The sequence below is a fragment of the uncultured Methanobrevibacter sp. genome (genome assembly GCF_900314615.1).
Classification (GTDB): Archaea; Methanobacteriota; Methanobacteria; order Methanobacteriales; family Methanobacteriaceae; genus Methanocatella.
The window spans coordinates 96,255-112,293 of the sequence record NZ_OMWA01000002.1; the positions used below are offsets into that span (position 1 = coordinate 96,255).

Annotated in this window: 15 protein-coding genes and 1 pseudogene; all 16 read left to right on the forward strand. The window is 33.5% G+C overall.

Translation table 11 applies throughout. From position 1 onward, the window contains the following. Position 1: 1 nt before the first annotated feature. Positions 2–232 (forward strand): barstar family protein, encoded by a 231-nt coding sequence (locus tag QZN33_RS01040; RefSeq protein WP_296788603.1) that lies wholly within the window; start codon positions 2–4, stop codon positions 230–232. Positions 233–299: 67 nt separating this feature from the next. Continuing rightward, the gene (gene rfbA, locus QZN33_RS01045; protein ID WP_296788606.1) at positions 300–1,166 is read left to right on the forward strand and encodes a glucose-1-phosphate thymidylyltransferase RfbA; all 867 of its coding nucleotides are present in this window, start codon (positions 300–302) and stop codon (positions 1,164–1,166) included. Positions 1,167–1,170: 4 nt separating this feature from the next. After that, positions 1,171–1,731, forward strand: coding sequence for a dTDP-4-dehydrorhamnose 3,5-epimerase (gene rfbC, locus QZN33_RS01050; RefSeq protein WP_296788609.1), 561 nt, complete (start codon positions 1,171–1,173; stop codon positions 1,729–1,731). Positions 1,732–1,735: 4 nt separating this feature from the next. Beyond that, positions 1,736–2,743 (forward strand): dTDP-glucose 4,6-dehydratase, encoded by a 1,008-nt coding sequence (gene rfbB / locus QZN33_RS01055; protein ID WP_296788612.1) that lies wholly within the window; start codon positions 1,736–1,738, stop codon positions 2,741–2,743. A 219-nt stretch (positions 2,744–2,962) separates the two neighbouring features. Further along, positions 2,963–3,229, forward strand: coding sequence for a hypothetical protein (locus tag QZN33_RS01060; protein WP_296788614.1), 267 nt, complete (start codon positions 2,963–2,965; stop codon positions 3,227–3,229). A 1-nt stretch (position 3,230) separates the two neighbouring features. Next, entirely contained in the window at positions 3,231–3,515 is a 285-nt protein-coding gene (locus QZN33_RS01065) for a hypothetical protein (RefSeq protein WP_296788616.1), read from the forward strand. A 21-nt stretch (positions 3,516–3,536) separates the two neighbouring features. After that, complete coding sequence (locus QZN33_RS01070; RefSeq protein ID WP_296788620.1) at positions 3,537–4,619, forward strand: CDP-glycerol glycerophosphotransferase family protein; 1,083 nt, start codon at positions 3,537–3,539, stop codon at positions 4,617–4,619. A gap of 7 nt (positions 4,620–4,626) precedes the next feature. Continuing rightward, complete coding sequence (locus QZN33_RS01075) at positions 4,627–5,586, forward strand: glycosyltransferase family 2 protein (protein ID WP_296788623.1); 960 nt, start codon at positions 4,627–4,629, stop codon at positions 5,584–5,586. A 1-nt stretch (position 5,587) separates the two neighbouring features. Beyond that, positions 5,588–6,547, forward strand: coding sequence for a glycosyltransferase family 2 protein (locus QZN33_RS01080; protein WP_296788624.1), 960 nt, complete (start codon positions 5,588–5,590; stop codon positions 6,545–6,547). A 3-nt stretch (positions 6,548–6,550) separates the two neighbouring features. Continuing rightward, positions 6,551–7,402, forward strand: a complete 852-nt coding sequence (locus QZN33_RS01085; protein ID WP_296788627.1) for a glycosyltransferase family 2 protein — start codon at positions 6,551–6,553, stop codon at positions 7,400–7,402. A 57-nt stretch (positions 7,403–7,459) separates the two neighbouring features. Beyond that, positions 7,460–8,863 carry an undecaprenyl-phosphate glucose phosphotransferase gene (locus QZN33_RS01090; RefSeq protein ID WP_296788630.1) on the forward strand — a complete coding sequence of 468 codons (1,404 nt, stop codon included), beginning with the start codon at positions 7,460–7,462 and terminating at the stop codon, positions 8,861–8,863. A 146-nt stretch (positions 8,864–9,009) separates the two neighbouring features. Next, the gene (locus tag QZN33_RS01095; protein WP_296788633.1) at positions 9,010–11,670 is read left to right on the forward strand and encodes an OB-fold nucleic acid binding domain-containing protein; all 2,661 of its coding nucleotides are present in this window, start codon (positions 9,010–9,012) and stop codon (positions 11,668–11,670) included. A 26-nt stretch (positions 11,671–11,696) separates the two neighbouring features. After that, complete coding sequence (gene radA / locus QZN33_RS01100) at positions 11,697–12,632, forward strand: DNA repair and recombination protein RadA (RefSeq protein WP_292738638.1); 936 nt, start codon at positions 11,697–11,699, stop codon at positions 12,630–12,632. 304 nt (positions 12,633–12,936) lie between these two features. Beyond that, positions 12,937–14,433: a transposase gene (locus tag QZN33_RS01105; protein ID WP_296788636.1), complete on the forward strand. Its 1,497-nt coding sequence runs from the start codon at positions 12,937–12,939 to the stop codon at positions 14,431–14,433. Between the two features lie 83 nt (positions 14,434–14,516). Continuing rightward, positions 14,517–15,422: an AEC family transporter gene (locus tag QZN33_RS01110; protein ID WP_296788640.1), complete on the forward strand. Its 906-nt coding sequence runs from the start codon at positions 14,517–14,519 to the stop codon at positions 15,420–15,422. Between the two features lie 298 nt (positions 15,423–15,720). Beyond that, positions 15,721–16,039, forward strand: a pseudogene (locus QZN33_RS01115) (disulfide reductase); the annotation flags it as partial.

The following is a 16,039-nucleotide window of genomic DNA, read 5'->3' on the forward strand; positions in this document are numbered from 1 at the left end:
AATGCAGCTTGATGGCGAAATGATTAAAGAAAAGGGGCATGACTATATTGCTGAAGTGCTGAATTTTCCGGATTACTATGGAAAAAACCTGGATGCGTTATATGACTGTCTTACCGAAATCGAATGTGAAATCCAACTTGTCAATGCCGGTGCCGTTGATAAGGATATTGTTGACACATTCAAGGATGCGGCCATTGAAAATGAATTTTTGAAATTTGAAAGTTTTCCATAACTTTCAACTCTTTTTTTAAATAATTTTTATTAATCATTAACAACAAAATTCTATTTTAGTGATTGTTATGAAAGGTATAGTACTTGCAGGTGGTTCTGGGACCCGTCTTTATCCTATTACAAAAGCGGTTTCAAAGCAGTTATTGCCTTTATATGATAAACCTATGATTTATTATCCAATATCCGTTCTTATGCTTGCGGGTATCAGGGAAATTTTAATCATATCAACTCCCCGTGATTTACCGATGTTTAAGGATTTGCTGGGTGACGGAAGCAGTTTCGGTGTTGAATTTTCATATGAAGTTCAGGAAAATCCTAATGGCCTTGCAGAAGCATTCATTGTTGGTGAAGAATTCATTGGCGATGACAATGTTGCTTTGATTTTAGGAGACAACATCTTCCACGGTCACAGATTTACTGAAATCCTTAAAAGGGCTAAAGACTTGAAAGAAGGTGCTGTCATTTTCGGATACTACACCAATAATCCTGAAGCTTTTGGAGTAGTTGAATTCGATGATGAATGGAACGTTTTATCAATTGAGGAAAAACCGGAAAAACCTAAATCAAATTATATTGTACCTGGCCTTTATTTTTATGATAATGATGTGATTGAGATAGCTAAAAATGTAAAGCCTTCAGACAGGGGCGAACTTGAGATTACATCAGTCAATGAAGAGTATCTGAAACGTGGAAAGCTTAAAGTTGAACTTCTGGGAAGAGGTATGGCTTGGCTTGATACAGGTACTCATGAAGGACTTTTGGAAGCTTCAAACTTCATAGAAACTATTCAAAAAAGACAAGGATTATATATTGCCTGTCTTGAAGAGATAGCTTATCTTAAAGGATACATCAATGATGAAGAGCTGCTTAATACAGCTAATGAACTTAAAAAAACTGATTATGGGCAATACTTGTTTAATCTAGTTAAAAAGTGATTTTATGGGAAAATTTAAATTTACTGATTTGGAAATCGAAGGAATGTTTACAGTTGAACCTACTGTCTTTGAGGACAACAGGGGATACTTTATGGAATCTTATAATGAAAATGATTTTAAAGAAGCAGGCCATGATTTGACCTTTGTTCAGGATAATCAATCAAAATCTTCAAAAGGAGTCCTGAGAGGCCTTCATCTGCAGGTAAATTATCCTCAGGGCAAACTTGTTCGTGTTATAAAAGGCGAAGTCTTTGATGTGGGTGTTGATTTAAGGGCAGATTCACCTACATACGGAAAATGGGCAGGAGCTATTTTATCTGAAGAGAATAAAAAGCAATTGTACATCCCTCCAAAATTTGCTCATGGTTTTGTAGTTTTATCCGATGAAGCGGAATTCCAGTACAAATGCACAGAATTCTACCATGGTGAAGATGAAAGCGGCATAATGTGGAATGACGAGGATATTGCAATTGACTGGCCGATTGATGATATTGATGAAATAATTCTTTCAGATAAGGACAAGCAGTGGAAAACCCTTAAGGAATCTCAAATTAAATATGAGTGATAACATGACAAAAATACTTGTTACTGGAGGAGCAGGGTTTATAGGAAGCAATTTCGTAAGGTACATGGTTAATAAGTATTCAGAATACGAGATTGTTAATCTGGATGCACTCACTTACTGCGGAAACCTTGAAAACTTAAAGGATATTGAAAATCATGACAACTATTCATTTGTCAAAGGAGATATCAGGGATAAGGAAGTTGTTGATGATTTGGTTAGGCAGTGTGACTATGTGATAAATTTTGCCGCTGAAAGCCATGTCGACAGAAGCATAGAAGATCCTGAAATCTTTATTAAATCCAATGTTTTGGGCACACAGACACTTTTGAATGCGGCAAAGGAATTCGGTGTTGAAAAATACATCCAGATTTCAACCGACGAGGTCTACGGAACATTAGGTCCTGAAGGCTATTTTACAGAAACAACTCCTCTTCAGCCTAACAGTCCATATTCTGCTTCAAAAGCAGGAGGGGATTTGATTACAAGGGCATATGGTGAAACATTTGATTTGCCGATTAACATTACTCGATGCTCAAATAATTACGGTCCTTATCAGTTTCCAGAAAAACTGATTCCTCTGATGATTTCAAATGCGCTGGAAGACAAAAAACTCCCGATTTACGGTGACGGTAAAAATATCAGGGACTGGCTCCATGTCCATGACCACTGTGTAGCAATTGATTTGGTAATGCATGAAGGTAAACTTGGAGAAGTCTACAACATTGGCGGAAACAACGAAAAGCAAAACATCGAAATCGTCAAACTGATTTTAAAAGAATTGGGTAAGGATGAGTCATTGATAGAATTTGTCACAGACAGGTTAGGCCACGACAGACGTTATGCTATAGATTCAACAAAAATCCAAAATGATTTGGGATGGAGTCCTTCATATACTTTTGAAACAGGTATTGTTGAAACAATCCAATGGTATTTGGACAATCAGGACTGGACCAGTCAGGTTAAAAGTGGAGATTATCAGAAATATTATGAGAAAATGTATGGCAACAGGTAATTTTACACTTGAAATATACCCTTATTAATTATACATTTTTTATTTTTTTCTTTTAATTTTTTTATTTTTATTCATTATTTTTTTATAAAATGTTTATTTTAATTATAATTTATCTATTAAATCTTTTAAAAAATTTTAAACAAATAAAGATAATTTTATATATTATTATTCTTTAATATTATTCAGTGACATTAAGTTTTTAGGGAAATGGTGATTTGGATGTTGGAACAATATTTACCGTTTGTGGGCTTGATTATTTTTGGTAATATTGAAAACCTTGTACTTTCTTCACAAGGCGTTGTTGCAGGTGTAAACCCTTTAAAATTAGGTATTGTAAGTCTTATTGTTGTTTCATGCTGGCTGATGATTGGAACATTTGCAACACAGTTATTTATTGATTATGTTGATTTTATTAATTTCATAGGCGGACTGGCAATCTTTATTTTAGGTCTGCAGGCTATGATTGTTTCCGTAAGGGGTGAATAATGTGTTATCAGATTTAAAACCTTTTTCAGCTCTAATAGTTTTTGGAAACATTGAAAATCTAATTCTTGCCGCTCAGGGAGTTTCAGCATGTGTTGACCCTTTAGGTTTAGCTATTTTAAGTTTGATTGCAGTTATCTGCTGGTTTTTTATAGGAACATTCGGTACAAAAGTGGCTATGAAATATGCAAGATATATTAATTTCATTGGAGGACTTGCAATATTCATCTTAGGTGTTCAGGCAATGTTAGAGTCAATCCCTGGAATTTTAGCATTTTTCTTTCATTAATTTATCTTAACATTGATTTTTATGAGGTATTTTAAGCATAGGATTTATGGAGCTCTATTTAAGTTATTTAAGTACACTTATGTTGAAAAAAATAGGGTTTCATTTATCATAGATTCCAATGAATCCTTTAAAGGAAATTTGGACTATATTAAAAAAGAATTTGAAAAAAGAGGAAATTTTGAATTTTATTTTTTCTATAAGGATAAGCTGTCTTTTAAAAGCTTCAAGCTTTTGGCAGGATCCAGATTCATATTTTTAAATGATAACTTTTTCCCTTTGGCTTTCATGCAGTTCAGTCCGAAAAATATTGTAGTCCAGTTATGGCATGCTCCTGGAGCATTTAAGAAATTCGGAGGATCTGTTGATTTTAAAAGCAGAAAAATACTCGAAAAAGCAAGCAAGAACACAGATTACCTGATTGTCTCATCCAGCAATATACAGGATTGCTATAGGGAAGCTTTTCAGATTTCCAAAACTAAAATCAAGCCGTTAGGTCTTCCAAGAGCAGACTACTACTTTGAAAACCATGATATTGATGAGTTAAAGTCCAAGTTCTTTGAAAAATATGATTTGCCGAGCGATAAAAAGATAGTTCTTTATGCGCCTACTTTCAGAGATGAGGAAAAATACAATAATGTTTTCGATTACCTTGATTTGGAGAAATTCAACCAGTCTTTGGGTGATGAATACATTTTGGCTTTAAGACTCCATCCAAAAATCAAAAAATTTTACAGCGGCGAAATTTCATCAGAAGAGCAGTATATAGACTGCAGCGATTATCCTTCAGAGCAGGAACTGCTGCTTATAAGTGACATTCTGATAACTGACTATTCATCCATCATGATAGAATTTGCTCTTTTAAACAAGCCGATTATATTTTTCACCTATGATTTTGAAAGTTACATGACAGAAGAAAGAGGGTTTTACTTTGACTTTAAATCTACAGTTCCGGGGCCCGTAGTCTATGATTCAAATCAGCTGATAGATGTCATCAAAAGCAATAGCTTCGATGAAAATAAAATATCCGAATTTGTTAAAACACAATTTAATGAAATGGACGGTCAATCATCAAAAAGAGTTGTTGATTATCTTATGAAATTATGAGGTCATTATGAGCAATATTAAAATCAGTGTTATAATTCCAGTTTATAATTGTGAGGAATATATAGGTACTACACTAAAATCAGTAATCAATCAAAATTTTAAAGATTATGAGATTATAGTAATTGATGACGGTTCAACCGACAACAGTCTTGAAATCATTAAATTAACATTAAAAGGCTGCGGCATAAAGTACAAGATAATCCATCAGAAAAATGCAGGTGTCAGTGTTGCCAGAAATCAGGGAATTTTAGCATCTGAAGGAGAATTTTTAGTTTTTGTTGATGGTGATGACTATATACTGGAAAATCATCTCTCAGAATTGTATGTTGAAGGTTATGACTTTACATTAACACAGTTTGCGAAAAAGCATGACGATAGGCTTTCAAACTATAATAATTTTGATTTTGAATCGATATTAACTGACGAGTTTATTAAAAAGGAACTGAATATGGAAATTTTGTTTAATTTTTTCCAGCTTGCATATAAGGCAGATATAATTAAGGGCAACAATATCTTTTTTACGCCTGGCGTTGTCTATGGTGAAGACATAGAATTTGCACTTAAGGCGCTGATTCACGGAGACAGGATACATGTCAGCAATGAAGTGACCTACTATTATATTCAAAGGTATGACTCTGCAATCAGAACTACGGAATACAGGCGCTTTGATGTTGTTGAGATATTTGAAAATCTCTCCACTTACTATAGGATTCACGGAAAGAACAAACAGGCGGATTTAATCATTTATTCAAGAATACCTAGAGCAATATTTGGAAATATGAACTATTTCTTTTATAGCTGCTATGGTTTTGAAGAGGTTATGTATGTAATGAAGAAAAAGAATCTCTTTTCAAAGCTGGCCAGATTCCGAGGAAATTTAAAGTTTAAGATAAAAGTGCAGCTATTTTTATTAAATCCGAAATTATATTATAAAATGTGGTTTAGATTTAAAAATTCAATTGATTGATATGAAGGTTTCTGTTGTAACACCAAATTATAATGGGGAACGCTTTTTGAAAGCTTTCTTCGAATCACTTAACAATGACAGTGAATGCATTGGGGAAGTCATTATCGTAGATAACGGGTCCGCCGATAACAGCGTTGAATTTATAAAAGGAGGTTCATTCAATTTCCCGGTCAGGATAATTGAAAACTCCGAAAACCTTGGATTTGCTCCTGCAGTAAATCAGGGAATTTCCAATGCAAAATACGAGTACATATTTTCTTTAAATAACGATACTGAAGTTAAAAAAGGTTCTATAAGGCATATGGTAGATTTGATTTCATCAAGAGATGATATATTTTCAGTTCAGGCAAAGATGCTTCGCTATGACAGCAAAGACCTGATTGACGATGTTGGAGATGAGTACAATCTGCTTGCATGGACAAAAAAGACAGGTGAAAATCATCACTCAGACGAATACGTTGAGGTAAGGGAGATCTTTTCATCCTGTGCGGGCGCAGCACTTTACAGAAAATCTCTTCTTGAAGAGATTGGCATGTTTGACGATAACTTTTTTGCATATATGGAGGATGTGGACCTTGCTATACGCTCAAAGATAAACGGCTATCATAATTTGCTTTGTCCTCAGGCAATTGTCTATCATATCGGAAGTGCTACAAGTGGCAGCCGTTACAATGAGTTTAAGGTACGTCTGGCCGCCCGAAACAATGTTTGGGTAGTATATAAAAACATTCCGATTCCTTTAAAAATCATAAATTTCATATTTCTATTTTTCGGATTTCTAATTAAGTACATTTTCTTTGTAAGGAAAGGCTTTGGTCCGGTTTATCTGTCAGGAATTAAAGAAGGCCTTAAAACAAGGGGTAAAATTAAAAAGACAGATTTCAAATCAAAAAATACAAAAAACTATTTAAAATTGGAATATAGATTAATTATTAACACTATCAAATTTATTAAAAGGTAAATTATGAATCTTTCAGTCGTTATAGTAAATTATCAGACATTTGAGCTGACAAGGGATACAGTCAATTCTGTTTTGGGATATGATTATCCTTTCAGCGTTGAAGTCGTTGTTGTTGACAATGCTTCCGGTGACGACAGCCTTGCCAGACTTAAAGATTATTTCAAGGATGATGTAACCTTCATTGCTTCCGGCGAAAACAGAGGTTTTGCAGCAGGAAACAACCTTGCACTGAAAGATTTAAGCTCTGATTATGTGCTTCTTTTAAACTCAGATACCATTGTCTGGGAAAATACGCTGGAAAATATCTATAACTATATGGAAAATCATCCTGATGTAGGGGCATGCGGCTGCAGGGTAAGACTTGAGAGCGGCAAGCTTGATAAAGCCTGTAAAAGAACTTTTCCAAATGTTAAAAATTCCTTTTTCAGATTATTCCATATCCCGACCAAAAGCAAAGATGACAATTACAATCTGACAAATCTGCCGGATGATGAGGTCTATGAAATAGATTGCCTTACAGGAGCATTCATGTTCATGAGAAATGACGCTTTAAAACAGGCAGGTCTTCTGGATGAAACCTTTTTTATGTACGGTGAGGACATTGATTTGTGCTACCGCATTAAGCATGCCGGATGGAAGATAGTATATTACGGCAAATCATCAATCACCCATTTAAAGGGAGCCAGCAGTAAAAAACAAAAAAACAAGTTAATATATGAATTTTACCGTGCCATGTATATCTATTATAAAAAACATCATGCACACGAATCGTTTTTCCTCATTAATATAGTTGTATATTTAGGAATTGCTCTTTTATGCATTTTAAAGCTGTTTCTAAATTTGTTTAAAAAATAAAGTTAAATATGTTGATATACTATATTATAATTGTAACTAGTTTTTTTGGTAATTAATATGATAAAGGAAAATCAGCGATTATTGAATATAGTTTTGGTATTAATTGACGTTCTGGTCATTGTATCATCTTTATTTGGTTCATTTTTGTTGAGATTCCATACTACAATATTTGGCCCTATTGGGGGTCATTTACCGTTGCATAGTTATGTTTTGTTTTTGGTTTTTGCAGTTATTCCAACTTATCTGATTTTATATTTTGCATTTGGATTGTATAAGCCTCGCAGAACCTATAAAAATATATTTTCCGAAGCAACTCAAATATTAAAGGTTAATATTGTTGCATTCTTTGTTCTGGTGTCTATATTATTTATCATTAACGAACCGGACTTTTCAAGAATCATGCTGTTCCTTATGGCTGTCACTGCTTCATTTTTAGGCATTGTCGAACGTTTCATTGTCAGAAGCTTCCTGATGAGAATCAGGGTAAACAACAGAAATCTCAAACATATTCTGATTGTCGGAGATAATGATTTGGCATTTACATTTGCTACTAAAATTAAGGATAATCCTTATCTTGGATTTGCTGTCGGCGGTATTTTGGGCCGTTCAACTCATGTCGGAACTAAAATTGCAGGAACTGAGATTATAGGTTCCTTTAAAGATCTGGACAAGATTCTGGAAAAAAACAGGTATGATAGAGTGGTTTTGGCAATTCCTTTAAGATATTATTATCGTATCAACGAGCTTGTGGAAAGCTGTGAAAAGGTAGGAATCAAGGCAGAAATTATTCCGGATTATATCCGCTATTTCCCTGCCCAGCCGTCAGTGGATATGATAGAGGATATTCCTATAATCAACATCCGTTACGTTCCGCTGGATGATGAGTTCAATAAGTTTCTCAAATATTCATCTGATTTGATTATATCAGTCATAGCTATAATTATAACATCTCCAATCATGTTAATTACAGCAATTGCCGTTAAGATAACTTCTCCGGGTCCAATTATATTCAAGCAGGAAAGGATAGGCCACAACGGAAAGCCTTTCAACATGTATAAGTTCAGAAGTATGAGGGTTCAGGCTCCTAGTGATGAAAAATCTGAATGGACCACTAAAGATGATCCGCGTAAAACAGTTGTCGGAAACTTTATTAGAAGAACTAGTATTGATGAATTACCTCAATTTTTCAATGTTTTGAAAGGAGATATGAGCGTTGTAGGTCCAAGACCGGAAAGACCTTACTTTGTTGAGCAATTTAAAAAAGATGTTCCAAAATATATGGTTAAGCATCAGGTGCGCCCGGGCATAACAGGCTGGGCTCAGATTCATGGATGTCGTGGAGATACTTCCATCAAAAAACGTATTGAATTTGACATTGAATACGTAGAAAACTGGCACATGGGTTTAGATTTGGCTATAATGATTAAAACAGCTTTAAAGAAAAATCCAAATGCATATTGATGCTTTTTCACAAATGCACTTTGTCACACTTTAACTATATTTATATCAAATTTTTTTTAAAATATTACTTTTCAAATGCTCTCTCTAATACTTTATATAGAGTATAATTATAAAATTATAATTAACTTTTCTATGAGGGGTTTGGTATGCAAGAAGAAATTTTACAATTATATGAAAAAATCAAAGATCAACTTTCTGAAGAAGAGTTTTTAGAAGAAATAGAAAAAATGAAAGAAGATAACAGTGGTGTTGACTTTATAGATGATTTTGAGGCAGCCCAAATGGTTGTTCAGAACTATAACGGTGTTGACACATCAATTTTTTCAAAACCTTCAAATGATGATTCAGAAGAAATGCCGTTCGACATCTCTTCAGATGATGAAACCTCCCAGGAGGATGTCGGATTTACAATGACTGAAGAACTTAAAGAATATTATGATAAGGTAAAGGATAAAGTTTCAGAAGAAAAATTCTTATCACGTATGAACGAACTCAAAAATGAAAATGCAGATATCTCATTTTACACTGATGATACATTTGCTGGAATGGTTGTCAGTGAGTTTGAAGATAAGGAAGAAGAAGTTGAAACAATATCTGACAGACCTGAATACTCCAATAAATCTATATCTGATTTGGAAAAGGATAGCAGAGGAGCTAATGTTTCAGGCAGAGTTATTTCAATTTCCAATAAAAGATCTTTTAAAACTCGTAAAGGTAAGAGCGGAGAAGTTTGCAATGTTGAACTTCAGGACAATACCGGTACAATGAGATGTGTCTTCTGGACTCAGAATATGCCTCTTTTAAACAAGTTCCATGAAGGAGATATTATCCAGATTAAGAATGTCGATATTAAAGAAGGTTATTCAGGTCTTGAAGCTAATCTGATACCTAGATCAACCATTGCGCATTTGGATGACGATCCTTCTAAATATCCTGTTTATGAGGAAACAATTACAGATATCGCAGACATAGAACCTGATACCAAAGTGAATATAATTGCAAGAATATTGAGAATCCCTACCATTAGAAGCTATGAGAAAAATGGAAAACAAGGAAAAGTTGCATCTTTGGAATTACAGGATGCAACAGGAAAAATCACCTACACCTTATGGAATAAAAATGTTGAATTAATTGAAGATTTAAAATTAGAAGATGGAGATACTGTAAAAATCCTTTCAGCTCAAGCTCGTGAAAGAACAGACAGGGATGGTAATCCGGAAATATCTTTAAGCCATTGGGATGGTAGAATTGTGAAAGGTGAATTTGACGTTCCTGAAATAGAACAGGAATTCTCCCAAATTGGTGATTTAAGTGAGGAAAAAGATGTTTCTATTAAAGGTGTTGTTATAAGACTTCAGGATATCAGAACATTCTTGCGAAAAAAAGACAACACCGAAGGAAGATTAAGAAACTTCGATGTTGGAGATTCAACAGGATTTATCAGAGTAACTGTCTGGGGTGATGATACAGCTTTACCTATAAATAAGGGAGATATTATCAAAATTATCGGTGGAGATGTTCGTTTTGATGATTATACTGAAAGCGGTTATTCAATGAATACCAACTTCAATACTCAAATCACAATCAATCCTGAAAATTTAACAACTGAAGAATTGGATGAATTCGAAGGAATTAGAGAGCAGTTAAGACCTGTACCAATCGGTCAGGTACAGGAAATTGATGATGAGGGCAAAGAAATTGATGTTATTGGTAGAGTACTTTCTGTTAATGATGTTAACGAATTCCAGCGTGATGACGGTTCTGTTGGGATCGTACGTTCAGTAATGCTTGCTGATGAATCAGGTAAAGTGCAGCTTTCTTTCTGGAATGAAAGAGCTCAGGAAGAATATGTTGTCGGCGATGCATATCAGATTGAAAATGCCCGAACAAGAATGGGTATGATGAGTGTCGACTTGAATATCGGAAGCGGTTCCAGAGTAATAAAATTATCAGAAGAACAGGCTTCAGCAATGTTTATTCCAGAATTATCCACATTGGAAAAAGCAATATACAATCCTAAAAAGATCGAAGACCTTGATGAGGATGAAGAAGATACAATTATCATCGGTAGAATAATTGAAATGTATGATGTACGTGAATTCGACAGGGACACTGGTGAAAGCGGTCATGTAAGAAATATTGAAATAGCTGACGACACTGGAACTATAAGGGTTGCATTATGGGACAAAGATGCTTTAAAAGAAAGACAAATCGGTGATGGAATCAAATTACAAAATCCTCGTTTAGCTTTAAATATGGATAATCGTCTTGAAGCTAATGTATCAAGAGCAACTACTCTTTTAGAACCTAGTGAAAGTGAACTGGCAGAATTGCCTTCAATCGATGAGTTAATGGAAGCAATCTATGTTCCAAAAACAATTGAATCATTACTTGAAGATGATACCAATATTTGCGTTACCGGTACAATCATTGACGTTAATACAGAAAGGGTTCTTCGCAAAAAATGTCCTAACTGTGGTTCAACTGTAGAGGAATCAATTGATGAATACATTTGTGACAATTGCGGATACACTTTTGATAATCCGGATTATCTTCTTATGGTTCCTACAAGAATTGAAGATGACACAGGTGATATCCAGGTTACCTTCTTTGACAAATTAGCTGAAGAGCTTATCGGAATGAAAAAAGATGAAATCATTGGCCTTGTAGATGACGGTTATGGAATTGAAGATAAACTTGAAGACCTGAACGGTTTAACTATTGAGATTATAGCTAATGTTAGTTTTGATGAATTTAATGAAGAAAATAGGCTACGTCCTAAAAAACTCTTAAACAAATATTTTTAAATGAATAAACAAAAGGAATGATTATTATGGTAGAATTAGCAGATTTACCAGGTGTTGGTGAAAAAACAGCAGAAAAATTAAGAGATGCAGGTTTTGCTGATATGATGAGATTAGCAACCGCTACTCCAAAAGAATTATCAGTTAAAGCAGAAATCGGTGAAGGAGTCGCTGAAAAAGTTATTGAAGCTGCTCGTAGAGCTGAAAACATTGATTTCGAAACTGCATTGGAAGTTGATGAAAGAAGAAAAGATGTAGGTCACATTACTGTTGGAAGCCAAGAATTCAATGATTTAATTGGTGGTGGAATTGAAACTCAGTCCATTACTGAAGTATTCGGTGAATTCGGGTCTGGTAAAAGTCAAATTTCTCATGAACTTGCTGTAACAGTTCAGTTACCAGAAGAACTTGGAGGTCTTGATGGTGAATGCGTATTTGTTGATACAGAAAACACTTTCCGTCCTGAAAGGGTCAGACAAATCGCTGAAGGATTTGATTTGGATGTAGAACAGGTCTTAAGCAGAATCCATGTTGCACGTGCATTCAACTCTGCTCACCAAATTTTGATGGTTGATAAAATCAATGAGCTTATACAAAGTGGTGCTAACATTAAATTAGTTATTGTTGACTCTTTAATGGCTCACTTCAGAGCAGAATATGTTGGAAGGGAATCTCTGGCTGTAAGGCAGCAAAAATTAAATCAGCATTTACATTCACTTCAGCAAATTGCAAATACCTACAATGTTGCAGTATTCTTAACCAACCAGGTTCAGGCTAAACCTGATTCTTTCTTTGGAAGTCCTACAAAAGCAATTGGTGGACACGTTTTAGGTCACGCATCCACTTATAGAATTTGGCTTAAAAAAGGTCTTGCAGGTAAAAGAATTGCACGTTTAGTCGATTCTCCTCATTTGCCTGAAGGTGAATGTGTATTTAAAATTACTAGCGAAGGTATCGTTAGTTAATTTTACCCTTTTCTTTTTTTCTAATAAAATTTTAACCTTTTCTTTTTTTCTAATAATGGGTGTTCGCCAAAATTAATTTTTTGATTTTTGGCCGAAAAATTTTTGACCTATTTTTTCTTATTTTCGTATAATTGGACATATACTTTTTTCATTTTTAGTTTATTCCCTTATTATTTTTTTATTTATTCATTAATTATGTAATTAATTGTTATATTTAATTTAAAGTATTTTTATAATAGTTAACTTTATATACTTTATTATACATACTTAATATTAAGTATAAATTACTTTGGAGTTGTAGTTTATGGTTAAAAGAAAAATTAATAAGAATCAGAGTAAATTGGGCATTGTAACTTTAGATAGTAATATTCCAGAAGATCATATTTCTCGTTTTGTTGTGGATTTTATTGATGAAGTTTATCCGATGTTAAACATCAAAGAACCTAAAAAGAAGAAAGGAAGGGCCTCTTTACCTATTGATTCCATGTTAAAATTGCTTGTTTATGCAAAAATAGAGCATGTAGAGAGTGCGAAGTATATTGCAGACATGGCAAGGTATCATGAAGTGTATAAATTTGTTTCTGATGACATACGACCATCAGAACGCTCAGTTCAAAGGTATAGGAGAGAATATGGTTGTTATTTTGAAGTATTGGTTCAAATGACATTAAAAAAGGCTTCAAATTTAAAATTAACTAAATTTAATCATGTTGCAGTTGATGGAACCATCAAAAAAGCATTCAATTCCAACAACAATGTCATCACAAAAAAAGAAACACAAATATTGCTCGATTACTTCAATGGACTATCAATTAGTCCTGAAACACTTGAAAAACTCCACAAACCAGCTCAAAAAATATTAGAAAATAAAGACATGAGTACTGAAGATAAAATAGAACTATTATATGACATTGAAACACAATTTACATTCACAGGACAAGATAAAATACCAGTGAACGATATAGAAGCTAGATTTATGAAAGGCAAGAAAGGAAACTTCATGGTTGCATATAATATTCAATCTGCAGTCGATTACGATACCAAATTAATCTGCGCAATAAACGTCACACAAAACCCTACAGACCATTATGAATTACCACCAATCGCAGAAAGAGCAATACAAAACATACAAACCATGCCAAAGTATATAAGTGCAGATACAATTTATTTAAATCAAATAAGCTTATCATACTTAGCAGATAAAAAAATAGATGGTTTAATTCCAACAAGAAAACAATCCAAAGAAAAAATCGGAAAATTAAACGAAAATCCATACCATAAAGACCATTTTGAATACAATTACGAATTAGACGCATTCAAATGCCCCGAAGGAAACTACCTGCACTTTTTTGCAAAATACATAGAATCACACGAAGACCCAGAAAAACCGGACAAAATAAAAAGACTCTATAACAATTATGAAGCATGTAAACACTGTATTGCACGAAACAAATGCTATTCCGACTCACAAACACACAGAACCATCACAGAATACGGTTCGGAAATGCAAAAAGCAATGAACCATAAAATGGAAAAACAAGAATATAAAGACGAATATGCCAAAAGATCAAGTGTTGAAGGACCATTTGGAATATTAAAAGAACAATTCCAAATAGAAAAAGAAGTAGTCATCGGAATGGTACGAACAGAAGAAAGACTCTATCTAGACGCACTGGCATACAACTTAATCAGATTATACAACATTACTCATGAAATTAAAAATACAAAAGAAGATTTAGAAAATTTCTGCGAACGAGAATCAATAATACACCAATTAAAACTCGATGTAACAATATTTTAAAAAAAATCAACAAGTCTGCCAAAAACTAATTTTGGCGGACACCCTAATTATTATATAATATAAAATCCAAACTAATTAGTTGTATGAGCGCGATTGAAAATACTATTATAGCTATTGTTTTAATGATTGGTTTGGGATATGTTCTTAAACGGATCGATTTTTTAAGCGAAAAGGACATTGACCCTTTCAATAAAATAGTAATGTATATTCTGATGCCATGCATGATTTTTCATGCAATTTATACGGCAGATTTGAATTCCATTTCAAATATGGGAATATTGCCTATCGTTATTTTAGGTTCTTCTCTAGCCACAGGTGCAGTTTCATTTATCATTTTAAAGCAATTTAAGTTGGATGATAAGACATTATGGTCTGTTCTTGTCACTGTAATGATTGCAAACACTGCATTTATGGGATATCCTGTCAATTTAGGAATTTATGGCCAAGACGGATTTTTAAGGGCAATCTTTTGTGATATTGCTACTTTAAGCACATTTCTATTGCTTTCATTTGTTCTGATTTTAAAATTTGGGGGAACTGTCAAAACCGCAGTCAAAAAAATAGCATTTTTCCCACCACTATGGGCAGTTATTTTGGGTCTGATTTTGAATTTCATCAATGTCCCAATAGGACCGGTTTTGGATAATACTGTAAACTATCTTGGTCAGGGTGCAATTCCTTTAATTATGGTTACTTTAGGTTTATCAATTGACTTTTCTGCATTGAAAAGATCAAGAGTAATGATTGCATTTACATCAATTATGAAATTGGCTTTCTTTCCATTCATAGCATTTCTATTAGCTACTTATTTAGGACTTGTTAATCTTGAACACACAGTATCTGTCATTGAAGCCGCAATGCCGTCAGGAATGATGTCACTTCTTTTAGTAATCACATATAAACTGGATTATGAAATGACCTCTGACTGCATATTAATCAACACTGTAATCTCTTTGATTACACTCCCGATAATTATCATGATTTTGTAGTAAAATTTGCAATTTTTTAACAAACCTAAATTTTTTATTTTTTAAAAAGACATTTATTTATCTTTATTTGAAATAAATATCAATAATCTGTTGTTTTATGCCTTTTAAAGCCATTTTAATCAATATTTTATTTCATCATATATAAACTTTACTCCAACATGTCATAAGAAAGCTTTATATATGTGTATTTACTACATATGTATATCTAATATTATGTAAAAATTTTTATATACTTTTTTTAAAAATTGCAATTTTATATATATTAGATATTTTTCACGACTTGTACAAGGTGAATAATATGGCAGAAGAAAATAGAGATAATAATGAAGAATTAAGGATAGGTGTTTACGTCTGTCACTGTGGTGTTAACATTGGTGGAGTAGTCGACTGTCCTGAAGTAGCAGAATATGCTAAGACATTACCAAATGTTGTATACGCAACCGACTATAAATACATGTGTTCTGACCCAGGTCAAGCAATGATCCAAGAAGACATTAAAGAGAAAAACTTAAACAGAATTGTTGTAGCAGCTTGTTCCCCTCGTCTTCACGAACCTACTTTCCGTAGATGTGTAGAAGAAGCAGGATTAAACAAATTCTTATTTGAATTTGCTAACT

Bases quoted from the DNA above. Each gene is read 5' to 3' on its own strand.
- QZN33_RS01040 (WP_296788603.1), top strand. From the start codon at position 2: ATGCAGCTTGATGGCGAAATGATTAAAGAAAAGGGGCATGACTATATT.
- rfbA (WP_296788606.1), top strand. From the start codon at position 300: ATGAAAGGTATAGTACTTGCAGGTGGTTCTGGGACCCGTCTTTATCCT.
- rfbC (WP_296788609.1), top strand. From the start codon at position 1,171: ATGGGAAAATTTAAATTTACTGATTTGGAAATCGAAGGAATGTTTACA.
- rfbB (WP_296788612.1), top strand. From the start codon at position 1,736: ATGACAAAAATACTTGTTACTGGAGGAGCAGGGTTTATAGGAAGCAAT.
- QZN33_RS01060 (WP_296788614.1), top strand. From the start codon at position 2,963: ATGTTGGAACAATATTTACCGTTTGTGGGCTTGATTATTTTTGGTAAT.
- QZN33_RS01070 (WP_296788620.1), top strand. From the start codon at position 3,537: ATGAGGTATTTTAAGCATAGGATTTATGGAGCTCTATTTAAGTTATTT.
- QZN33_RS01075 (WP_296788623.1), top strand. From the start codon at position 4,627: ATGAGCAATATTAAAATCAGTGTTATAATTCCAGTTTATAATTGTGAG.
- QZN33_RS01080 (WP_296788624.1), top strand. From the start codon at position 5,588: ATGAAGGTTTCTGTTGTAACACCAAATTATAATGGGGAACGCTTTTTG.
- QZN33_RS01085 (WP_296788627.1), top strand. From the start codon at position 6,551: ATGAATCTTTCAGTCGTTATAGTAAATTATCAGACATTTGAGCTGACA.
- QZN33_RS01090 (WP_296788630.1), top strand. From the start codon at position 7,460: ATGATAAAGGAAAATCAGCGATTATTGAATATAGTTTTGGTATTAATT.
- QZN33_RS01095 (WP_296788633.1), top strand. From the start codon at position 9,010: ATGCAAGAAGAAATTTTACAATTATATGAAAAAATCAAAGATCAACTT.
- radA (WP_292738638.1), top strand. From the start codon at position 11,697: ATGGTAGAATTAGCAGATTTACCAGGTGTTGGTGAAAAAACAGCAGAA.
- QZN33_RS01105 (WP_296788636.1), top strand. From the start codon at position 12,937: ATGGTTAAAAGAAAAATTAATAAGAATCAGAGTAAATTGGGCATTGTA.
- QZN33_RS01110 (WP_296788640.1), top strand. From the start codon at position 14,517: ATGAGCGCGATTGAAAATACTATTATAGCTATTGTTTTAATGATTGGT.